The organism is uncultured Kordia sp. (assembly GCF_947496985.1).
Lineage (GTDB): Bacteria > Bacteroidota > Bacteroidia > Flavobacteriales > Flavobacteriaceae > Kordia.
The window spans coordinates 1-22879 of record NZ_CANMEZ010000003.1; the positions used below are offsets into that span (position 1 = coordinate 1).

Annotated in this window: 22 protein-coding genes; 9 read left to right on the top strand and 13 right to left on the bottom strand. The window is 32.5% G+C overall.

Going from position 1 to position 22879, the window contains the following annotated elements:
• Positions 1 to 296, top strand: a 296-nt coding sequence (locus Q0828_RS08385) for a hypothetical protein (protein ID WP_298419542.1), incomplete at its 5' end; no start/stop codon positions are given.
• A 32-nt stretch (positions 297 to 328) separates the two neighbouring features.
• Here Q0828_RS08385 and Q0828_RS08390 read toward each other — a convergent pair.
• Entirely contained in the window at positions 329 to 1201 is an 873-nt protein-coding gene (locus tag Q0828_RS08390) for an RNA polymerase sigma factor (protein WP_298419544.1), read from the bottom strand.
• A gap of 59 nt (positions 1202 to 1260) precedes the next feature.
• Positions 1261 to 1740, bottom strand: a complete 480-nt coding sequence (locus Q0828_RS08395; RefSeq protein WP_298419546.1) for a DUF4440 domain-containing protein — start codon at positions 1738 to 1740, stop codon at positions 1261 to 1263.
• Positions 1741 to 1910: 170 nt separating this feature from the next.
• Here Q0828_RS08395 and Q0828_RS08400 point away from each other — a divergent pair, with 170 nt between their 5' ends.
• On the top strand, positions 1911 to 2117 hold the full coding sequence (locus tag Q0828_RS08400; protein ID WP_298419549.1) for a hypothetical protein: 207 nt from the start codon (positions 1911 to 1913) through the stop codon (positions 2115 to 2117).
• Between the two features lie 59 nt (positions 2118 to 2176).
• On the opposite strand, the gene Q0828_RS08405 is transcribed toward Q0828_RS08400, so the two are convergent.
• Positions 2177 to 3073 (bottom strand): hypothetical protein, encoded by an 897-nt coding sequence (locus tag Q0828_RS08405; RefSeq protein ID WP_298419551.1) that lies wholly within the window; start codon positions 3071 to 3073, stop codon positions 2177 to 2179.
• Between the two features lie 187 nt (positions 3074 to 3260).
• The gene (locus Q0828_RS08410) at positions 3261 to 4130 is read right to left on the bottom strand and encodes an alpha/beta hydrolase (RefSeq protein WP_298419553.1); all 870 of its coding nucleotides are present in this window, start codon (positions 4128 to 4130) and stop codon (positions 3261 to 3263) included.
• A 165-nt stretch (positions 4131 to 4295) separates the two neighbouring features.
• On the opposite strand from Q0828_RS08410, the gene Q0828_RS08415 reads away from it, so the two are divergent.
• The 3 genes from Q0828_RS08415 (at position 4296) to Q0828_RS08425 (ending at position 7576) form a co-directional block, all read left to right on the top strand.
• Positions 4296 to 5117 (top strand): M48 family metallopeptidase, encoded by an 822-nt coding sequence (locus Q0828_RS08415; protein WP_298419555.1) that lies wholly within the window; start codon positions 4296 to 4298, stop codon positions 5115 to 5117.
• 76 nt (positions 5118 to 5193) lie between these two features.
• Entirely contained in the window at positions 5194 to 6525 is a 1332-nt protein-coding gene (locus Q0828_RS08420) for an MFS transporter (protein ID WP_298419557.1), read from the top strand.
• An 82-nt stretch (positions 6526 to 6607) separates the two neighbouring features.
• Entirely contained in the window at positions 6608 to 7576 is a 969-nt protein-coding gene (locus tag Q0828_RS08425; RefSeq protein ID WP_298419559.1) for a DUF6252 family protein, read from the top strand.
• A gap of 82 nt (positions 7577 to 7658) precedes the next feature.
• Here the strand turns inward: Q0828_RS08425 and Q0828_RS08430 are convergent, their stop codons facing one another.
• From Q0828_RS08430 to Q0828_RS08445, 4 genes are read right to left on the bottom strand one after another with little or no spacing between them, the layout of a single operon-like run.
• A complete protein-coding gene (locus tag Q0828_RS08430; RefSeq protein ID WP_298419561.1) occupies positions 7659 to 8393 on the bottom strand; it encodes a head GIN domain-containing protein in 735 nt (244 codons plus the stop codon).
• A gap of 35 nt (positions 8394 to 8428) precedes the next feature.
• A complete protein-coding gene (locus Q0828_RS08435) occupies positions 8429 to 9520 on the bottom strand; it encodes a hypothetical protein (protein ID WP_298419563.1) in 1092 nt (363 codons plus the stop codon).
• Positions 9501 to 10091: a hypothetical protein gene (locus Q0828_RS08440; protein ID WP_298419565.1), complete on the bottom strand. Its 591-nt coding sequence runs from the start codon at positions 10089 to 10091 to the stop codon at positions 9501 to 9503. The genes Q0828_RS08435 and Q0828_RS08440 overlap by 20 nt, the downstream gene beginning before the upstream one ends.
• The gene (locus Q0828_RS08445) at positions 10088 to 10642 is read right to left on the bottom strand and encodes an RNA polymerase sigma factor (protein ID WP_298419567.1); all 555 of its coding nucleotides are present in this window, start codon (positions 10640 to 10642) and stop codon (positions 10088 to 10090) included. The genes Q0828_RS08440 and Q0828_RS08445 overlap by 4 nt, the downstream gene beginning before the upstream one ends.
• Before the next feature lie 248 nt (positions 10643 to 10890).
• On the opposite strand from Q0828_RS08445, the gene lon reads away from it, so the two are divergent.
• Positions 10891 to 13344: an endopeptidase La gene (gene lon, locus Q0828_RS08450; protein WP_298419569.1), complete on the top strand. Its 2454-nt coding sequence runs from the start codon at positions 10891 to 10893 to the stop codon at positions 13342 to 13344.
• Between the two features lie 54 nt (positions 13345 to 13398).
• Here the strand turns inward: lon and Q0828_RS08455 are convergent, their stop codons facing one another.
• Together Q0828_RS08455 and Q0828_RS08460 are read right to left on the bottom strand one after the other, a co-directional pair.
• Positions 13399 to 14616: a radical SAM protein gene (locus tag Q0828_RS08455; RefSeq protein ID WP_298419571.1), complete on the bottom strand. Its 1218-nt coding sequence runs from the start codon at positions 14614 to 14616 to the stop codon at positions 13399 to 13401.
• A gap of 104 nt (positions 14617 to 14720) precedes the next feature.
• The gene (locus Q0828_RS08460; protein ID WP_298419573.1) at positions 14721 to 14957 is read right to left on the bottom strand and encodes a hypothetical protein; all 237 of its coding nucleotides are present in this window, start codon (positions 14955 to 14957) and stop codon (positions 14721 to 14723) included.
• A 312-nt stretch (positions 14958 to 15269) separates the two neighbouring features.
• Between Q0828_RS08460 and porQ the strand changes: the two genes are divergently transcribed.
• Both porQ and cmk read left to right on the top strand, forming a co-directional pair.
• A complete protein-coding gene (gene porQ / locus Q0828_RS08465) occupies positions 15270 to 16289 on the top strand; it encodes a type IX secretion system protein PorQ (RefSeq protein ID WP_298419574.1) in 1020 nt (339 codons plus the stop codon).
• A 37-nt stretch (positions 16290 to 16326) separates the two neighbouring features.
• The gene (gene cmk, locus Q0828_RS08470; protein ID WP_298419576.1) at positions 16327 to 17016 is read left to right on the top strand and encodes a (d)CMP kinase; all 690 of its coding nucleotides are present in this window, start codon (positions 16327 to 16329) and stop codon (positions 17014 to 17016) included.
• Positions 17017 to 17062: 46 nt separating this feature from the next.
• On the opposite strand, the gene Q0828_RS08475 is transcribed toward cmk, so the two are convergent.
• Positions 17063 to 17443 carry a LysM peptidoglycan-binding domain-containing protein gene (locus Q0828_RS08475; protein WP_298419578.1) on the bottom strand — a complete coding sequence of 127 codons (381 nt, stop codon included), beginning with the start codon at positions 17441 to 17443 and terminating at the stop codon, positions 17063 to 17065.
• Positions 17444 to 17742: 299 nt separating this feature from the next.
• On the opposite strand from Q0828_RS08475, the gene rpsA reads away from it, so the two are divergent.
• Positions 17743 to 19518 (top strand): 30S ribosomal protein S1, encoded by a 1776-nt coding sequence (rpsA, locus tag Q0828_RS08480; RefSeq protein ID WP_298419580.1) that lies wholly within the window; start codon positions 17743 to 17745, stop codon positions 19516 to 19518.
• A gap of 73 nt (positions 19519 to 19591) precedes the next feature.
• On the opposite strand, the gene Q0828_RS08485 is transcribed toward rpsA, so the two are convergent.
• Both Q0828_RS08485 and Q0828_RS08490 read right to left on the bottom strand, forming a co-directional pair.
• Complete coding sequence (locus tag Q0828_RS08485) at positions 19592 to 22306, bottom strand: hypothetical protein (protein WP_298419582.1); 2715 nt, start codon at positions 22304 to 22306, stop codon at positions 19592 to 19594.
• Positions 22303 to 22851, bottom strand: coding sequence for a sigma-70 family RNA polymerase sigma factor (locus tag Q0828_RS08490; RefSeq protein ID WP_298419584.1), 549 nt, complete (start codon positions 22849 to 22851; stop codon positions 22303 to 22305). Before Q0828_RS08490 ends, Q0828_RS08485 begins: the two co-directional genes overlap by 4 nt.
• Between the last annotated feature and the right edge of the window lie 28 nt (positions 22852 to 22879).

Below are 22879 nucleotides of genomic sequence, written 5' to 3' on the forward strand. Positions count from 1 at the left end.
GAAGGTTTCGTGGAACTTCGGAAGCATCTCGCAGCCGTGCAGGAAGGTTTTGTAGAACTTCGGAAGCGTCTCGCAGCAATGCAGGAAGGTTTCGTGGAACTTCGGAAGCATCTCGCAGCCGTGCAGGAAGGTTTTGTAGAACTTCGGAAGCGTCTCGCAGCCGTGCAGGAAGGTTTCGTGGAACTTCGGAAGCATCTCGCAGCACTGCAGGAAGGTTTCGTAGTACTTCGGAAGCATTTCGAAACACTGCAGGAAGAAGTTTAGGAGCAGCTTTAGGCCTTTTTTATTATAAATGAAGTGAAAAGAAATAGAAATCTTCGAGTTTTATTCAATCAAAATTGAATGTTTCTTTTATTGTTTTAGATGAGAGCAAATTTTTAATAGAAGCTAATTTTTCAGGACTTTGCACAAACGGATGTTCTTGAAATATTTTTTGATATTCAGAAATTACGTCTTTACTGTACGCAGCTATTTTTTTATCAATCATTTTATTAATAGTAGTAATTGTCTTTTTTTGAAAATGAAGGTTTATTGGGTCTACAAATCCCATCTTTATAAATCCAGCAGTTTTTCTTGAACAGCGACAAGGATTATTTTTATTAATGAGCCCGCATTTATTGTTCATAAAGTTATAGAGTTGCTTTTTTGCTCTATGCAATTTGACTCTAAAATTTTCTTTTGAAATTTCCATAATTTCACTACCAATAGCATCTGTAAATTCAAATAGTTCGCCAATTATATAAATCATTCGTTGATCTCTATCAAGACAAAGCAACATTCCTTTCATACAGCTAATTTTGGCTTCCTTTACTAAAAGTTTATCTTCAACCTCATAAGAGTAGTCAGAAAGAGATTCATTTGGTAATTGGTCAAGTCCGTGCCCAAACTCTTCAAATGTTGTTGCATTGGCTTCGTATTTTCCTCTTTTCATATTTAAAAAATGGTTTTTTACAATACGATATACCCAAGTTTTAAAAGCACTCTTTTGTTTAAATGAATCTAACTTTGTCACTATTTTTATTAATACTTCTTGCGTTAAATCAGCAGCTTCATCTTTATCTCCAACAAAAGTTAAAGCGATATTATAGATCCAATCTTGGTACTTTTTAATTAGTGTTTCTAATGCTTTTTTATTTCCAGCAAGAGATTGTTCAATTAAAATTGTATCAGAAGTTTTAAGATCAAACGATTTTTTATCCATTTCATGTGTATTAAAATAAACTAGCTGTCTTAAAATAGTTAAGACAGCTAATTATTGAGTTATTTAGTCATTAAAAATTGTCCATGCGGATTGTCTAAAATCATGAGCCATTCTCCGTTTTCTTGTTTTCTTAAAACGGCTATGGATAATCCACTTTGTTTTATTTCAGTTCCATCTGGAGCCTTCGCAGTCATTTCCCAAGGAGCAATATGAGTTGCAATATTTCCTGTAATAAATACTTCGTGCCCACTATATGTAAATTTAGGATTAATCATTGCCATTTTTGTAAACATTTCTCGTAAAACATTTGCATCAGAGATTGGAGACTCAGGTTCAAATACAATTACGGCGTTGGGTTCATAGCAAGCCATTACTGTATCAATGTCTTTGTTTTCAAAAGCTTTTGTCATTTTTTCAATAGCTTCTAATACGTTTTGTTGTGCTGTTGTCATCTTCTTTTTTATTTGAGCGTTCATAATAATTGAGGTCATACAAAATAGTACGACGGTTACTAATTTGGATTGTGCTTTGTACATCATAAAGTTTAATTTTTGTTAGTAGTTCCTACTTTACGACTTAGACACAACTGAAAAATGACTGTTACAGTTAATGAAGATTATTTTCCATCACAAAACTGATATATCCATCACATTTATTTCTATGTGATTGATTTTTAGTGTATTTTAATAGTGAGCAAAACCATATAACCATGAAAAAAAAGCAACTTAAAAGCCTAAAATTAAAAAGAAAAGTTATTTCAAACTTAGCAAAAGAACAAATTACAGGAGGAACACAATATGTGTGTCCAACTTTTGCTGCAGATCGTTTTACTTGCCCAGGGTATCAAGGAAACCCAACACCATGTCAGTATCCTAAAAGTTATAGACATATAAGATGTCAAGCTCCAGTTGAGTAAAAATTAATAATGAAAGTACGTAACATGCTAGAAGTGGCATGCATTTATTTTAATAGACTTTACAATTCTATACAATCATAGTTTTTCAAGACTTTTAAGGTCCATAAAGTTTGAATGCCTGCCCATTCTAGTTTCATGCCTTCACTTAATCCGTACCAAGTGTCCCATCTGCCATCTTCTTTTTGTTTGGAAATGAGCGTTGTTATGTCTGCTTCAATGGTTTCTTTAGAAAATAAAGATGTAAAGATATGTTCAGGAGTAGTCGCATAGTTTAAACTATGTGGTTTTCCATACAATCCCCAACCTTCATCTTGCGTATCTTTGCAAAGTACGCCAATTGCCAATATCCAATTCTTTAAGTCATTGATTGCTTTTTCCGCTTTTGCAGTATTTTTAGTGTATTGTAAAAATTGTAATCTTCTTGGAGTACATAAATGACAAAAAACATGTTTTTCTTGTATGCGTTGAATTTCATCCCAAACAAATTGTTCTGCTTTTTCCATCCAAGGAATATCAATATGATACTTTTCTAGTATACCCAGTAAAGGAGCTGTTGTACTTACGGCAGCCCATTCTTTCACGGTTTTAAAATGTTCTTCACACGGATAATTATTTTTAGGGCGAAACATCCAGGGAATACCACCTTTTTCAGTAGTAATGCTTTCAAAGTAAGGCATAAAGTCGGATAAAATTAATTCCTTAGTCAGATAGCCAACTTCATCTAGTGTTTCAAGCGCCATGATGCTAAATAGTGGTTGACTTTCAGGAGAAGCAGTATCAGGTTCCATGCCGTGTCCAAAACCTCCATCAGTATTTCGATACGCGTATACCGCGTGAAAAACACCTACCATAGTTCCATTATTAAAATGAAAATCAAACAAACGGCGTTCTATCATTCTGGCATTGGTTATGATAAAATCTCTGGCTTTTAAATATTTATCCTTTGATAGTTTCATAATGTGTTGTTATTTATTCTTCCTCCTCCTCTTCATATTATTTTACTTCATTTTCTACCGATTTTATCTTTTTTAAAGCTTCTTAATTTGTTTTGAATAAAGGTAAGTTTTGGTACAGCTATACGATGTGAATTTTATGTAAATGAAAAAGTAGAATAAAAGTCTTTTAATCTTTTTATTTATTGAATTACTTCAATAAAAACTGCTCAATTTTCTGAATTACTTCTTTATTGCCTAAAATTCTACGGTGTCCTAAGTTTTTCGTAATATAAATACTTCCGTCAGTAAGTTCATTGTAAATTGCATATGCACAATTTACAGAAACATCGACATCATTTTCATCATGAATAATAAATGTTGGAATGTGTACGCTTTTAGCGGCATTGTGGGCAGAAGCATAATCAATATCACGGCCAAATAGTTTATCTAGATTGGCTTTCATTTTTTTTCCAACTTTACCTTTTAAAGTTAACGTATGTGTAAAGTGTTGGATAATATCAGTAATCACATCTGCAGCACCAATAGTAACGAGTCGTTTTACTTTAAAACCTTCACGAACCGCATTGAGTAATGCCATTCCGCCCAGACTATGTCCTATAGCAAATTCAAAAGCACCATAATTTTTTTCAATTTCATGAATAGATTCAATAAACTCAGGCATTGAAGTTGTTCTTCCTGGTGCTTTACCGTGTGCTGGCGCATCAAAACTTATGATTTCATATCCAAGATTTAGAAAATGATCTGCAATTTTTACCAATTGAGTTCCACGTCCGCTCCAACCATGTGCTAATAAAATTCGCTTATCACTTTTACCATATCTATATACAACAACTGTTTTTAAAATTTCGGTTACTTCAAGTTGTGTTTGTTCAGTTTCTTTATCCATATGAAACTCACGCTTTGGCATTTTATGTTTCAAAGGCGTAATAAACAAACGTTGTGCATATTTTGCGGCAAGCGAAGTAGATATAAATTGTAAAAAACGCCCTGTGTGTAAAATTGCTTTTGGAACTTTAATAACAGGTTCGGATTTGATATTTTGTGCAGTTTGACTCATTTTTTGGTAGCATGTCTAAGATGATTCAAAATTGAGATAAATTTTCGAGCTTCGGAAATACATTACGTAGTTTTATCGAACTTATTGAATAATTATTAATTTTGTATTACTTATCCTATTAACTAGAGGATAATTTAATTTAAGACACCTAAAAAATATAAATACATGAAAAAATTAGCATTCCTTTCGGTTTTCTTGTTTTTGTTGTCATGTGCAACAAATCCTTTTACAGGAAAAAAAACATTGGCATTTGTATCAAATGATCAATTATTTCCAACAGCTTTTGCACAATATGATCAGTTTTTGACAGAAAATAAGGTTGTTACAGGAACTTCAAAAGCAGACATGATAAAAAGAGTAGGAGAGCGAATTGCTGTTGCTGCAGAACGTTGGTTAGATGCTAATGGAAAACAAGGATATTTAAAAGATTACAAGTGGGAATATAATTTGGTAGATGATCCGGCAATAAATGCATGGTGTATGCCAGGAGGAAAAATTGTTTTCTACACAGGAATATTAGATGTAGCTCAAAACGAAACGGCAATTGCTGCCATTATGGGACATGAAGTTGCACACGCATTGGCAAACCATGGACAGCAACGTATGAGCGCAGGATATATTCAACAAGGATTAGCTGTAGCTGGAAATATTGCAATAAAAGATGATAAATCGCGTCAGCAGTTTAACCAATATTATGGAGTTGGATCAAACGTATTAGGAATGTTACCATTTAGTAGAGCGCATGAAAATGAATCTGATAAAATTGGAATCTATTTAATGGCAATTGCAGGATACAACCCTGATGAAGCTGCCGAACTATGGAAACGTATGGGCGCAAAAAGTAGTGGAAAAGCACCGCCAGAATTTTTAAGCACACATCCATCTAGTGAAACACGTGTTAAAAACCTTCAAGCTGAAGCAGCACGTGCAAAAACAGAAGCTCAAAAATTTGGCGTGAATTCATATCGCCCATTAGGAAATTTTTAAATTAACATACATTCAAAAATAAATCTGTATTTTAGGAGCTGCTCAATTTAGAGCAGCTTTTTTTATTTAGAATACTATGGGAAAAACGACTGGATTGCAAAAAGGAGATAAAAAGTTAATCAATGCATGGGCATTTTACGATTGGGCAAATTCTGTATACTCACTAGTGATAAGTACGGCAGTTTTTCCAATATACTATGCAGGTGTAACCCAAAACTTTGAAAGTTATGAGTTAGATAAAACAGTTGTGTTTTTAGGAACTGATTGGAATCCAGGAACACTATTGAGCTATACTATCGCATTCTTTATGTTGATAGTTGCAATTATATCACCTGTTTTATCCGGAATAGCTGATTATACAGGAAATAAACTAAAATTCTTAAAATTCTTTTGTCTTTTAGGTTCATTATCAATTATAGGATTGTATTTCTTTCAAGGAGAATCAACATTATGGGTTGGAATTTTACTGACCATCACTTCAGGAATCGGTTTTTGGGGAAGTATTGTTTTTTATAATGCATATTTACCTGAAGTAGCACATCCTGAACAACAAGATGCAGTAAGTGCTAAAGGATTTATTATGGGATATATAGGTTCTATATTGTTATTGATTATTTGTTTAGCAATGATAATGAAACACGATACTTTTGGATTTGATACAGCAGGTGAAGCAACACGAATTACATTTATTATTGTAGGTATTTGGTGGTTAGGTTTTGCTCAAGTAACCTATCGTAGATTGCCTAAAAATGATCAAATAAGAGAAGTGCAAAAAGGATATTTAACGAGTGGTTTTAAAGAATTAGGGAAAGTATGGACAGAACTTAAAAACTATGCGCAATTACGTACTTTTTTAATATCATTCTTCTTTTTTAGTGTGGGCGTACAAACCATTATATATATGGCTGGAATTTTTGGAAGCACAGAGTTAGGTTTACCAGATACAAATCTTATAGGAGCAATTTTATTAGTACAGTTTGTAGCTATTTTTGGGGCATATATTTTCTCTAATGTGTCAAAAAAGTATGGAAACTTAACGGCTTTAAAAATTACTATTGTCATTTGGGGAATTGTTTGTTTTGTTGCATTTTCATTAGACAAAACACAGGAAAACATTGAAATGTACTTTTACGCTTTAGGCGGATTAATAGGTTTAGTGCTTGGCGCAATTCAATCCTTATCACGTTCAACCTATTCTAAATTATTACCAGAAACCGAAGATACAGCAACCTATTTTAGCTTTTATGATGTTACTGAAAAAATAGCAATTGTATTAGGAATGATTGTTTTTGGAGCGTTAAATGCAATTACAGGATCCATGCAATGGTCTGTATTATGCTTGGCTATTTTCTTTTTACTATCATTTATAGTGTTGAGTTTCATTAAGAAAACAAAATATGTACAATAACGAATATTTATGCGTATATAATTTCTAATATATACAAAGTCAGTATTTTTATTACATTTGTAAGAATTAAAACCAAAACCACATGAAAAAAGCATCTCTATTACTACTAATATTTATTTCATTAACCGCATTTACTTGTGAGAATGAAGGTTTAGATCCAGATATAGAAATACAAACTACAAACCCTGTAGATCCTAATAATCCAGGAGATCCGAATAACCCAAATAATCCAACAACTGGAACATTTCAAGTAGATATAAATGGAGAAACATATGTAGCAGATATGGCTGGAGCAGCCTATATAAATGATGTTGTTAATATTACTGCTTTTAGAAATAATAATGAAGAAACTATAACCATTACTTTTAAGGCGAATCAAACTGGGATTTATGAATTAGGTGTAGCAAATCCAGGAGAATTTTTTGTAAATGGAGCAGGATATGTACCTGAAGCTGGTGCCAATGGATTTGTATCTGCATTAGAAGGAAATATGATTCCGCAAGGAGAAATAAATTTGTTAGAAATTGATGAAGTTAATCAAACACTTTCTGGGACGTTTTCTTTTACAGCGTATCGTGAAGAAACAGCCGGGAATGTAGAAGTATTAGAATTCACTAATGGAAATTTTGCAAATATTACATATTCAGGAGATTTTGGAGATATTGATAATCCTAGTAATTCATTTTTTGCAAAAGTAGATGGAGTAGAGTTTGTAGAAGATGCCGTTAATGGAGTTGAAGTTCTTGGTGCTTTTAATACTATAGGGATTACTGCTATTAAAAATAGTTTTGAAACGATTGGACTTACAGTTCCTAATGATATTACACCAGGAGAATATACATTTGGCGATCCTGGAGATGGCACTCCAGTAGGGCAATATAATGTGAGTCAGACAGAAACTTTTATAGCTGAAGGAACATTAATAATAACTGTTCACAATACTGAAAGTAACAGGATAGAAGGAACATTTTCTTTTACTGCAAGACCGTTTTTAGGAGATCCTAATCCAACTTACGATATCACAGAAGGTACCTTTGGAGTATCATATTAATAAAAAAAATGAAGCACAAAAAAAAGCCTGTTAGTGTAAAACTAACAGGCTTTTTTATATAAGTCAAATAAATCTTAAAAGCTTAGTTCATTGAAATACTTCCTGAACCTGATACTTTCGTATCTTCTTTTGAAGGTCTTCCTTTGTATGTAATATCTCCTGAACCTGCAACACGAGCTTTCAAGCTCTCCGCTGCATATAATCTAATATCACCTGACCCAGCTAAGGTTACAACTGCATTTTTAGCTTTCAACTTGTATGCGTGAATATCACCAGAACCAGCTAATTTAATTTCTGTATTATTAGCGTTTCCTCTTGCAGTCATATCTCCAGATCCAGAAACTCTCATGTTTAAATCATCTACATCTACATCTAAAATAACATCTCCAGAACCTGCTAATGCCATATCGAAATCATCACCTTTAATAGTTGCATTCTTAGTATATACATCTCCAGAACCTGCTAATGCTACTTTGTCAAGGTCTTCAAAAGGAACTGTGATCACTAACTTCTTCCCATTACTTACACGTAAATTGTATCCTTTTTTAGTTTTAATTTTTAGCTTTCCATTATCTACTTCAGTCATTACATATTCAAGTAAATTAGATTCTCCTTCTAATGTAATTTTACCTTCTCTTCCAGATACTAATTCTACATCAAAAGAACCTGCTACAGCTACAACATCATAGTCAGACGTTGTTCTAGTAATTGTAGTCATGTTTCCATTTCCTTTAATTTTCTTTTTTCCCCAACCATCTGCATGCGAAACTGTTGTTGCTAAGAATAATGCGATAATAAATACTGTTACTTTTTTCATAATTGTTGTTTTTGTTCGTTGATTAATTGATTTTATTATAGTTTCATGAATCGAATACTTCCGTATTCAGAGTCAATTTTTATACTATTTCCAGTAGAAGAATCACCATGATATCCTTGGTAATAACGTTCTTGTGATTCAATACGTTTTTTGTTCATGGTAAAGTCTTCGTCACCTTTTAGGCTTGTATATTCTAGATTTATTTCAAAATTGAAATGATATTGTGGCTGGTATCCTATTTTAATTCCTGCTAATTCTGAATTAATTTTTATACTTCCTGCATCATCTGTCATTTCAGTAACTTTGATAGAACCATAATCTGCCTGTAAATCTAAATCTCCAGTAATGATACCTAAACGTAAAGACAAATACTCACCGTTTCCTTTTACATTGTTAGCTTGGTCTATTTGTAATAAATTATAATCACAATTGTATTCAATAGTACTAATAGTTCCGAAACGCGATTTTGTATGTTCGGTATTTAAGCGGATATCTTCTGCTTTATTTACTGTAAACGAAGAATAGTCAGCATTGATTCGACCATTTTTCATGTAAGCAATAGTTACATTATTTGTATAATCAAAATTCAGATTATTATCGTTCCCAAGAAGTTCTCCAATTTCCATACGTCCGTAATCACAATTGATATCTACGGTGTTTTCGGCACGATTTAAGAAAATAGAACCATAATCATTGGAAATTTTTAATTCGTTTCCTTTCGGGAATTTAATCGTGTAATTCACCGTTACACTTACTTTATTACGTTTGTTCCATTTCCACCATGATTTTGTTTTGTTCGTGCTAAAGTTTGTACTAGCATTTACCATGGAAGTTGTATTATTAAAATCGACATCAATTTGATTCAGGCGCTCTGTCACTTTATCTTCTGAATTTCCGTTGGTTTTAATCACAACTTCAATTGCAATGGTATTTTTGTCCCAAGCGGTCATGTGAACCGTACCATAACTATTAGAAACTTTTAAAAGTGCATCAGGCGCCACTGAAAACTCTTTCGTAATGGTTTTTTCTTTTGTATACTTTCCTTTAAATTTCTTTCCATTATTGGCAAAAGAGACAACCGGAATTAAAAAAGTAAGTAGTAAAAATTTATATAATTGTGTCTTCATTTTTAAATAATTTAATTTCTTCAATTTGGGCTAATACATTTTGTAATAAATCAATTCGGAGTTGAAAATTAGCAACCATTGCATATAAAATACGCTTATCGTCTCCGTGTTCAATTAATTGATTCTTTAAATTAGTATAATCGTTTTCTAAGCGTTCCAATTGTAACAATGCATCTTGAATAATTTCTTTTGTGTCTTCATTTTCAGCAGCTTTTACTTTAGCTAATTCTTCTTCAATTAAAGAAGCAAAGTACAATTGTGAATTTTCAACTTCTGGCGAAAAAGTAACTTCCTGAGTTCCTTCTCCAAATTGAAAATTAGAACCGATGAAAATTCCTAAGCCTAATAAAATAACACAAGCTGCTGCCATTGGTTTCCACCATTTAAACAGACTCACAGTTTTAGAATCTTCAACAGTTGATTCTGCTAATTTAGGCGTGTTTCCCTGTTTTTCTTGTTGCTGTTTTAACTTGTTTAGAAAGCGATTCTCATGATTTGCATCAGGAGTTTCTACATCAAACGTTCCTTCTAATCGTTCAAACAGTTTTGAAATGTTATCTTCCTCTTTCATACGCATAATTCTAATTTTTTTCGCAAACTTTCCTTTGCTCTAGAAATCATAGTTCTACAATTAGCATAACTAATATCTAAAATGCTGCAAATTTCATCATAATCAAACCCTTCAATCAAATGTAAGGTCAAAGAAACTCTGTAATTTTCCTTCAGTGTTTTCAAAGTCTGCAATACTTTTTGAGCCTGTAAGCTTGTAAACTCTTCATCCGAAGCAATTCCATCATTATCTTCGACCTTATGTAATACATTGTCAAAAGGAATTTCTTCTTTTCGTTGTTGTTTTTTATACAAGTAAATACTTTTGTTCACTACAATTTTCTTTAACCATGCTCCGAATGAAACTTCTTCACTAAAAGAGTCCAATTTCAAAAATGCATTTAAAAATGATTCTTGCATGGCATCTTCCGCTTCTGCGCTATCTTTCAAAATTCGAAATGCAGTATTGTACATCGCTTTGTAATAGCGATTGTAAATCTCCATTTGCGCAGATTGATTTCCTTCTTTGCACAACGTAATGAGTTGTTCAGTATGTAACTTTTGGTGGCTCAAAAAGTTTTAGTTTATTGTAAGGATTACATAAAAATCCATTTGTTACACTTTTCTCTAAAAATATTTAATATTTCTTAAATTTTATTGTTTTCAAAGTAAAAGCTTGGCACAACAATTGACTTAAAACAGTATAGAATGCTAGATGAATAGTGAGTTGCTGTTGATTTCTAGTATTTTAAACGACTTAAAGAAAAAGAAATATAGATTTTCATTCTAGTTATTATGACAGAATGACCTAGAAATATAATATGAGCAAAACAAAGTTTTTAAATATGGACAGTTTGTCATTTCAATCCATTGATGAAGATGCGGAGTTAATTCCATTAATGACGCCAGAAGATGAAGAGGAAATAAATAGAGAAGTATTACCAGCTACCTTGCCAATACTTCCGTTACGAAATACAGTATTGTTTCCAGGAGTTGTTATTCCTATCACAGCTGGAAGAGATAAATCGATTCAGTTGATAAAAGATGCCAATAATGGAGGAAAAGTAATTGGAGTAGTTTCTCAAAAAGACGAAGCTGTTGAAAATCCTACGTTAGAAGATATTAATACATTGGGTACGGTTGCCCGAATTTTACGTGTATTGCAAATGCCTGATGGAAATACAACCATCATCATTCAAGGTAAAAAACGTTTTGCTATTGATGCAATGTTGCAAGAAGAGCCATATATGGAAGCAACTGTGAAAGAAGTTCCTGAAACACGACCAGAAGTTACCGATGAGGAATTTCAAGCAATTTTAGAGTCAATCAAAGACTTAGCATTGCAAATTATTAAGGAAAGTCCAAACATTCCTTCTGAAGCATCATTTGCAATCAAAAACATAGAAAGTTCTTCGTTCTTAATCAATTTCATATCCTCTAATATGAACTTGACAGTGAAAGATAAACAAGAATTGTTAGCCATCACAGATTTGAAACAACGTGCATTAGCGACGTTGAAGTTTATGAATCTGGAAATGCAACAACTAGAACTTAAAAATGATATTCAGTCAAAAGTTCGTCATGATTTAGATCAGCAACAGCGTGAATATTTCTTGCAACAACAAATGAAAACTATTCAGGAAGAGCTTGGTGGTGGCGTTTCATATGAGCAAGAAGTAGAAGAAATGCGCGCCCGAGGAAAAAAGAAAAACTGGGATGATAAGGTAAAGAAGCATTTTGAAAAAGAACTTGCAAAAATGAAGCGTATGAATCCGCAAGTAGCGGAATATTCAATTCAGCGTAATTATTTGGAGTTGTTTTTAGATTTGCCTTGGAATGAATTTAGTAAGGATAAATTCAACCTGAAAAAAGCGCAAGTTATATTAGATCGTGATCATTCAGGATTGGAAGATGTAAAAAAACGTATCATAGAATACTTAGCAGTGTTAAAGCTTCGTAATGATATGAAATCTCCAATATTGTGTTTATACGGACCTCCAGGAGTTGGAAAAACATCCTTAGGAAAATCAATTGCTGAAGCTTTAGGAAGAGAATATGTGCGTATTTCATTAGGTGGATTACGTGATGAAGCAGAAATTCGTGGACATCGTAAAACTTATATTGGAGCTATGCCAGGGCGAATTATTCAAAGCTTGAAAAAGGCAGGAACTTCAAATCCGGTATTTGTATTGGATGAAATTGATAAACTTTCAAGCAGTCATAATGGAGATCCATCTTCGGCAATGTTAGAAGTATTAGATCCTGAACAGAACACAGAATTCTATGATAATTTCTTAGAAATGGGCTACGATTTGTCTAAAGTGATGTTTATCGCTACAGCAAACAGCTTAAGCACCATTCAACCTGCATTGCGCGATCGTATGGAAATTATCAATGTAACAGGATATACGACAGAAGAAAAAGTTGAAATTGGAGGAAAACATCTCTTAGGGAAGCAATTGGAAGAGCATGGGCTTTCCGATAAGGATTTAAAAATAGGGAAGAAGCAACTTGAAAAAATTGTAGAAGGATACACACGTGAAAGTGGTGTGCGTGGTTTAGAAAAGCAAATAGCCAAAATGGTTCGTTACGCAGCTAAATCTATTGCGATGGAAGAAAAATATGAGAAGAAAATCACAAATGATATCATTGTTGATGTATTAGGTCCAGCTCGAATGGAACGTAGTAAGTATGAAAATAATGATGTTGCAGGAGTTGTCACAGGATTAGCTTGGACAAGTGTTGGTGGTGATATTTTATTTATAGAATCAATTCTTTCTAAAGGAAAAGGAAACCTCTCTATTACGGGGAATTTAGGAAAAGTGATGAAAGAATCGGCAACGATTGCAATGGAATACATAAAATCGAATGCTGATGCATTAGGAATTGATCCAGAAGTATTTCCAAAATATAATGTACATATTCACGTGCCAGAAGGTGCAACACCAAAAGATGGACCGAGCGCAGGAATTACAATGTTAACTTCGTTGGTTTCTTTGTTTACACAGAAAAAAGTAAAGAAAGATGTAGCTATGACAGGTGAAATTACATTGCGTGGAAAAGTATTACCAGTTGGTGGAATTAAAGAAAAAATTCTTGCTGCTAAGCGTGCAGGAATTAAAGAAATAATTATGTGTAAGCAAAACGAACGTGATATTTTAGAAATAAAACAGTCATATTTAAAAGGACTTACATTTCACTATGTTACTGAAATGAGTGATGTGATTAAACACGCAATCACAAACGAAAGCGTGAAAAACCACAAGGCACTCTAACAATTAATAAACTGATAAATTAAAAGGATTTAGGATTTTTTGATGTTTCTTGTTTTATACAGGTTGTACACTGAAAAACTCTAGGTCCTTTTTATATGTTTCTTCAATAATAGACATATCGAGCGTGTTTAAATAATCAATGATTTCGTTAGCGTCCATTTTAGAAATAGTTTCATCATACATACTCGGAATCATTTCCATCATTGTATTTTGTATGTGAGACACTAACATAATAATATCTTCACAGTATACTGACGGATTATTAAATCCGTTTTCTTTTTTATAGCGATGTACCAATCGTCCTCCTTTACAAATAGATACAATCGGGCATTCTATACATTTTGTAGCAAGTTTTGTATTACTATCTTGAAAATAAAGTTTTCCCAAAGGAAGTGCTACAAGATCTTCAAAGTTGTGTGTATTGATATTCATATTGGTTTTGGTGAAACTTTCACCACAACCCTTTAAGGAATCAATAGCTTCAATATCGCCATTAGTTTCAATAACAAGCGCATGTGCTTCATTTCTAGCTCTTTTCTTAGAACCTAAAATCGTATTTGTTAATCCATGAAAAAAAGGAATTACAGGTTTCTTTGTGTCGTTAATCCATAAATCATACAAGCCTATCAACCAATTCCCCATTGCTTTTGGCGCATAGGAAAAGCTATCATGTGTAAAATCGGGTAACAAAAAATTGATATAATCAGAAGATATTTTTTTAAGATGATTATATGTTACTTCTGGAGTTTCTTCAATATTCATTACACTAATTACAGAGACAAAACCAAGTTCTTCCTTTAATAAATTAACACCTTTAATAACATCATCATAACTTCCATTGCCTTTATGATCTACTCGATACATATCGTGTGCTTTTTTTGTTCCATCCAAACTAATACCTGGGAAAATCCTAATTTCTTTAAAAAGATCTGTCCATTCTTTTGTTAAGAGAACTCCGTTGGTTTGAACACTATATTCAAATACAGTATTTGGAAATTCTTTATAAAGCTTTGTAGCTTCTGTAGCAAAAGTTCTATAAAAACTTTGATCAATTAGCAAAGGTTCACCTCCATGAAATACAATGGTAAAAAACTCTTGTGGGTGTTTTTTTAGATATACGCTTACTTTATCTATAATAGTAGGAATCATTGATTCTTTCATAAACTTTGGTTGGTTTCGATAAGAAGAATCTCCCAAATTATACATAAAACAATACGAACAATTTAAATTACATCTACTGGCAACTTTTAAAACTAATTGATTGAAATTCATAAGACTACTGTTTTAAAAGCAGTTGCCCAACGTGTTAAACTAAACAATATTTTAAAAAAAATTGTTGATGTTGTTGAACAACTGCAATCATTATTAACTATATATTATCCTAATCTTGCAGGTTGCTTATCAGCTGGTAATTCTGGGTATGTACCATTTTTAAGACATTGGTTAACTCCACTATGCCAATAAAATCCGTCTGGACACATTGGAGCTGCAATTGTTGGGTAATAAATTTCTACAGGTACATCTCTTAATCCTCCAAATATTTGATCTAAATCTTGAACTTGCTTATCTGTTAAAGCACTAACTGTTTTGTGTAAAAAAAACTTTTTTTTCATAATAGTTTAATTGTGATTAATCCATACTCTAATGTTTTAAATGGCTTTTTTGGATCCTCCATTATAGAGTTAACTCATGTCTAATGTAAGTCCAACTTGTCCGTAAAAACAAAGAAACTAGGTGCGGTTTTATAAAATATCATCAAGTATTATTACATGAAGAGTCTATATTTATATGGGATTGTTGAAGAAAAATGTATTTTGAGACTCAAAAAAAATTAGAAAAAGAAATATCTATTAATTTTATTAAAAAGCATAAAATATTTACAATATCTAAACGTTTTGAATAAAGATTTTAGTTACTTTGCACCCATGCACAAAAAGAACCTTTTATACTTTTTTTTGTTTATAACAACGATAGCTTCCGCTCAAATAGGTGGAAGGTATACGTATCAGTTTTTAAACTTAATTTCATCGCCTAGGCAAGCAGCACTTGGAGGAAAGGTAATAACCAATTACGACCAAGATGTAACGCAAGCACTATTCAATCCAGCAAGTATTAACTACAAAATGGATAATCATCTATCATTAAATTATGTAAACTATTTAGGAGATGTAAATTACGGATCAGCTTCATATGCATATACTTGGGATAGAAGAGTACAAACATTTCATGCAGGAGTAACCTATGTAAGTTATGGACAATTTGATGGATATGATCAGCAAGGAAATGAAACAGGATCATTTACAGGTAATGAAGTTGCTTTGTCAATGGGATACGCGTATAATATTCCTTGGACTGACATTCATATCGGTGGAAATGCAAAGTTTATCAATTCAAAACTAGAACAATACAACTCATTTGGAGGTGCTGTAGATCTTGGAATCATGTATATAAATGAAGAATTAGAGTTAAATGTTGCCTTAGCAGCAAGAAACTTAGGTTTTCAATTTACAACATATGCAGGTGTACAAGAACAATTGCCTTTTGAATTAATATTAGGAATTTCTCAAAAACTTGAACACGTTCCAATTCGTTGGCATCTAACATTTGAAAACTTACAACAATGGGAAATTGCGTTTGCTAACCCAAATAGAGCAGAACAATCAATTGAAGGTGGTGTAACAGAAGAAAAAGTAACCTTTCTTAAAAACCTAATTCGTCATACAATTGTAGGAATGGAAGTATTCCCAGACAAAGGATTCAACATTCGATTAGGATATAACTTCAGAAGAGGAGAAGAACTTAAAATAGTAGATCAGCGTAATTTTTCTGGAATTACAGCAGGATTTGGACTTCGCATCAACAAACTAAAATTTGATTATACCTATGCCAGATATTCAGTAGCAGCCAATACAAGTATGTTTGGTGTTACCGTAAATCTGCAATAATCAATTGCGCTTCCAAGCGTATACAAAGTACTACGTTATGAAAAAAATTACCATAGCCATTGATGGCTTTTCATCTACAGGAAAAAGTACAATTGCCAAACAACTCGCTAATGCATTAGAATATATTTATGTAGACACGGGTGCTATGTATAGAGCTGTAACATTATTTGCACTACGTAAAGGGTTTATCAATGAAGATAGTTTTTCAATCAATGATTTAGTAGTGAATCTTGATAAGATTGAATTACAATTTGAATACAACGAAGCTGTCGGTTTTGCCGAAATGTACTTAAACGGTGAAAATGTTGAAAAAGAAATCCGAACGATGAAGGTTTCTAACTATGTGAGTAAAGTTGCTGCAGTTCCTGAAGTTCGCTATCAATTAGTGAAACAACAACAGAAAATGGGCGAAGCAAAAGGAATCGTAATGGACGGAAGAGACATTGGAACGGTTGTTTTTCCAGATGCTGAACTAAAACTATTCATGTCAGCTTCTCCAGAAAAACGAGCAATGCGTCGTTATAAAGAACTCATTGAAAAAGGAGACGATGTTAAGTATGAAGAAGTATTACGGAATGTGCAAAACAGGGATTATATAGATTCGCACCGAGAAGATTCACCTTTGCGACAAGCAGAAGATGCTGTAGCTTTTGATAATAGTGATATGGGACTCAAAGAGCAGTTTGATCGCATCTATAACTTAGCACAACGAACAATAAACGCATAAAAAAAGCTTCCAAACTTGGAAGCTTTTTTAGTATCTATACGATCTATTATAAGTTTGGAATTACCAACTCTTGCCCTGGATGAATTACATCAGGATTCTTTAAAATATCTGTATTGGCTTCAAAAATAGCAGTATATTTTCCTGCTTTTCCATAATATTGCTTAGCAATTTTTCCTAACGTATCTCCACTAGCAACTGTATGACGGTGAAAAACTGAATCATCAGCAACTTTAATATCTGCTTCAATATCAGTTGGGAACTCTCCGCCAGTTTCTTTAATCTTATCCCAAATTAAATTCTTTTCATGCGGTGTTCCTGCAACACCTGAAATTTTTAAAACTCCATTTGCCTCTTCTACATTTCCATTCTGAATCGCTAAAGCCTCACCAAGGTCAAGAACTCCTTGATATTTTAATTTTACACTCATTATTCTTTGTATTTAATTATTAATATTATAAAGATAAATTAAAAAAATAGAATTTAAGTTACGAGTGTGTTATAATCTACTTTTTCGATGAAAATCATGTTTTATAGCTAAATTGAATAAATGCATGCCTATTTATATAGTATTAGTTTGTAAATCAAAATAATAATGGTAATTTCGCACTCCTTTTTAGCATGTTGGAGAATCAAAAAGGGAAAGACAATTTTATATAAATATAACATTCTACTGTTTTTACATGCGAAGAATCTCTAAGAGAGCAGTATACAAATTTTACATCAGCAATGGCTGAAGAAAACACAAACACAGACGTTCAGGACGTTAAAAACCCTGAAGAATTTTTAGCAAACTTTAACTGGCACAATTACGAAGAAGGAATTGACCAAGTTGAGGACGAAAAGCTAGAAGAATTTGAAAAATTAGTAGCGGACAATTTCGTTGATACAGATGATGATGCTGTAGTAGATGGAACTGTAGTAAGAATGACTGACAGAGAAGCGATCATTGATATCAATGCAAAATCTGAAGGTGTAATTTCTTTAAACGAATTTCGTTACAATCCAGACTTAAAAGTAGGAGACAAAGTAGAAGTATTAATTGACGTTCGTGAAGACAGAACAGGACAATTAGTATTATCTCACAGAAAAGCGAGAACAATCAAAGCATGGGATAGAGTAAATGCTGCTCATGACAATGGTGAAATCGTTAACGGTTTTGTAAAATGTAGAACTAAAGGTGGTATGATCGTAGACGTATTCGGTATTGAAGCGTTCTTACCAGGATCTCAAATTGATGTGAAGCCAATTAGAGATTACGATCAATATGTTAACAAAACTATGGAATTCAAAGTGGTTAAAATTAACCATGAATTCAAAAACGTGGTTGTTTCTCATAAAGCGCTTATCGAAGCAGATATCGAAGAGCAGAAGAAAGAAATCATTGGTCAATTAGAAAAAGGTCAAGTACTAGAAGGAGTTGTTAAAAACATTACTTCTTACGGTGTATTTATTGATCTTGGAGGAGTTGATGGATTAATCCACATTACTGATTTATCATGGTCTCGTATCAACCATCCAAATGAGGTTGTTGAATTAGATCAAAAATTAAATGTTGTAATCCTTGACTTTGATGATAACAAGTCAAGAATCCAATTAGGATTAAAGCAATTAAGCGCTCATCCATGGGAAGCTTTAGATTCTGAATTAAAAATCGGAGATAAAGTAAAAGGAAAAGTTGTTGTTATTGCTGATTACGGTGCATTTATTGAAGTAGCTGAAGGTGTTGAAGGATTAATTCACGTATCTGAAATGTCTTGGTCTACACACTTACGTTCGGCGCAAGACTTCGTAAAAGTTGGAGATGAAGTAGAAGCAGTAATCTTAACATTAGATAGAGAAGATCGTAAAATGTCTCTTGGTATCAAGCAAATGACGCCAGATCCATGGACTGATATTACTACTAAATACCCTGTAGGTTCTAAACACACAGGAACTGTACGTAACTTCACTAACTTTGGTGTATTCGTAGAATTAGAAGAAGGAATTGATGGATTAATTTATATCTCTGATTTATCTTGGACTAAGAAAGTGAAGCACCCATCTGAATTTGTTACTGTTGGTGACAAATTAGAAGTACTTGTATTAGAATTAGACGTAGATGGACGTAAATTAAGTTTAGGTCACAAACAAACTACGCCAAATCCTTGGGATAAGTATGAAGGTGAGTTCGGTGTAGGTACATTACATACAGCAGAAATTACTGATACAAATGATAAAGGTGCAACAGTAGCTTTAAACGAAGATGTAGTAGCTTTCATTCCTTCTCGTCACTTAGAAAAAGAAGACGGAAAGAAATTGAAGAAAGGTGAAACAGCTGAGTTCAAAGTAATTGAGTTCAACAAAGAATTCAAAAGAGTTGTAGCTTCTCATACAGCAATCTTTAGAGAAGAAGAGCAAAGAAACGTTCAGGCAGCAGCTAAGAAATCAGCAGCTTCTGAAAAAACTACGCTTGGAGATTTAGATGCTTTACAAGAGTTGAAAGACAAAATGGAAGGAAAATAATTCCAAACATTTTATCATATATAAGAAAGCCGTTTCAATTTGAAACGGCTTTTTTTATGAGTATTTTTATAAATTATCTCCTTATTGAAAGATGTAACGACATTGTGTATTTTGCTTTAACCTTTTTTCCGCCTGCTTTTCCAGCTTGTAACTTTGGGAGCAATTTAATAATGCGTTTTAGTTCCATGCTAATATATTTGTTAGAAGATCTAGTGCTAATATTTGTAACAATTCCATTAGTATCAATTGTAAAAGTGAAATTTGCTTTTTCGTCTTTTGTACGATTCAATCTGTAAAAGATCTCCATCTTGAAATTCTCTTTGATAAATGATTGAATTTTTTCTTCTGTACATCTTCTTCGATCGGCTTCTAATGTGAAATTTTCACAACCAGGGTATACCGCTGAATTTTCTACTATTCTAAAAGAAGTAGATGCGTTTTCTGAGCTAATGGAATCAAAAGATGAATCTGGTATTAGAGTTAATGGAGGTTCTAATTCTATTGTTGTAATGCATGGAAACACTAATGGTGTTAGTTCTCTTTTTAATTGTATAATTTCACGATACTTTTTTACTTTAGTTTTGTTCTCTCGTTTAAATATTTGATATGAAATTTCAGTTTCTAAAGAACTACTTTCAGTATTTAACGTTGATAATTGCTTACGTAAAGCTTCGGTTGTAGTTTTACTAAGTGTCAGCTCATCAGAAGTACTTTCTATCGTTTTGTCAATGTAATATGGAACATCATTCAAATAAGCTATACAATACACGCGATAACTCAAAAGGTCATTTAGTTTATACGTAAAACGATTATTTTTAGCATCAAGTTTTATATAACTATCGAATTCATTTGGAATTAAATACACAAATAAATGATCAAATATTTCGGTATTTTCAATCGAAACTTCATAGTTTGAAAATGTAATTGTTGTCTGCTTCGTTTTATTCTTGATAGTTACGTTTGTTCTATTTTTTAAACTAGCGATTATTTGATCATTAATAATACGATCAATATTTTTCCAACCTGTTGTTCGTACAGAAGCTCTATAACGACGTTTTCTTTTTTCTTTTTTGATACTACTTGCTACAGAAGTAACTTCATTTGAAAGAGAATTGGTTTCTGCGTACGTTTGATTATTTTGTGTGCGGGTTCTTTGTATTCTATTAAAAACACGTGGTAACTTTACATCAATATTTTTCGCTACGTTCTTTGTGTTCACAGCCAATTCATTTGAATAATAATTTTGTAATTGCTGTCTTGAAAATGCTTTATATCTCTCATCAACATCCATTAAGGAATCTATTTTATATTGTGTTTTTTCTAAAGCCAAACGATACACTTTTTGTTGCTTTATATAGTAATCGTTGAGTTTAGAAACTTCTGAATTGATATTGGTAACATTCGTTAATCGTTGCGCAGCAAATGATTCAAACTGTGTACGAAATGAAGAGTTTCTTAATTTAGTAACAATCATTTCATCAATTTCATGTAAATTCCGATCAATATTTTTTACATACATATCAAAAATACTATTAGCTGATTCACAATTTTGATGAATTACACGTAAACGTTCTTCAAAGGCTTTGGTTGCGATAAATGTATTCTCATACTTTTCATTCCAAATCGTTTTTACTTTTATAGGATCTAAGCCTTTAGTTGATGTAAATAATACAGAGTCTTTTTTAGGGGTAACGACATCTCTAATAACAGTGTCAACAGCGACATCTAGAGTTCTCCTTCTTTCTTTGAAAATATATCCAAGTATTTTATCAATTTTTTTCTTTTCTTGTATATTTTCAAAAGAATAATACAAACTATCGGTAAATTTCTTATCATTACTATCATAACCTTTCTCGGTAAGTGTTTCTAAATAACTAGGAGGATAAAAATTCAAACTAAAAATATCTTGAGGAATCAATGCTTTATCTAATGGTTTCGGATTTGTCCAATTAATAATTCCATCATTTTTAATTTCACCATCAAACAATTGCATACCTTGTTTATAGTTTTGAGTTGGAATATCTACGGTAATTTCTTTTTCAGGATGAATTGCTAATTTCTTTCCATCTTTTTTAGCTTCAATAAAGAACATACCACCAGTTTCCAAAGGCTTATCATTAAAAAATGTAGACAATCCAGAAGTCATAATTGTATGAGAATCGATGGCTTCCTTAACTTCAAGTTGTACGTTTCCACTAACAATATTTTGACTTGAATCCACAAAAGTATTTGAAGGAATCAAAAACACGATGCCGTTTTTAGTTTCAACAATCGTATCTTTTTCAGTAGCAATAGAAAAAATATCTGATTGTATTTTTTCTAAAGGAGTTATAACAATATTCTCTGCGTATACTGTTGTTTTAGCGTTAGTTATAATAGAAGTTTTCTTTTTAGAAGTCGTATCGGGATTAGCTGTAATTTTTTCTAAAATGGTTTTCTTTTCCTGTGTTTTTTGTTCAACTTTCGTTGGAATCGTCTCAGATTCCATACTGGTTTCTGTAGAAGCATTCAAAATATACCAAGTTGTCAATGTCAATAAAATTGGAATTGCAATAGTTCCAATAAGCTTCCATAATTTCCAGAAACGATACGTTTGTTCTGCACTCTGAATCGTTTGTTGTAGCGAAATACGTTCCAAACTATGAACTAATTGTTCTTGTAGCTCTACTTCGGTTTTGAAATCGGGATCGGTTGCCATACGTTTTTCAAATACTTGTTGTTCGGCATTAGTAAGTACATTTAATAAGTACTTTTCTATATATGCAATAGTTTCTAATTCAGTTCTCATCGGTTTGCTTTTAAGGTTTGTAATTCTCTTTTAGCACGTTCCAAACACTTATACTTTTGTGTTTTGGCAGATGATTCTGAAGTAAATCCTAACAAGTTGGCAATCTCCTGCATCTTCTTTTTATTGATATAGAAAAATGAAAGCAGTTTTAGGCATTTATCTCCGATAGATTTTAGGGCCTTTTCAGCCAATTGATACTTTTCTTCTTCTTGCTGATGAATTTCTACAGGAATGGAGTTGTCGTTTAAGAATGTTTCTTCTAATGAATCGGTTTGTTTATTCTTTTGTTTTAATTGATCTTTCCAGAGGTATTTACAAATACTAAATACATACGTTTCAATACTTGATGTCAATGTAAAACTAGGAGTTTTTGCTTTTCGGTAAAAAATTAGCAAAGCTTCTTGAAACACATCTTGAGCTTCTTCTTTTGTTCCTCCATACTTGCATATAAAGCGCGATACCTTTGGAAAGTACCTGTAAATCTTTACAAAGGCTCTTTCCTTTTGTTCGGAAGTCAGCAATTGTAATAGTGATTGATCTTTCATAATAATACGTTTATATACTTAATGGGAT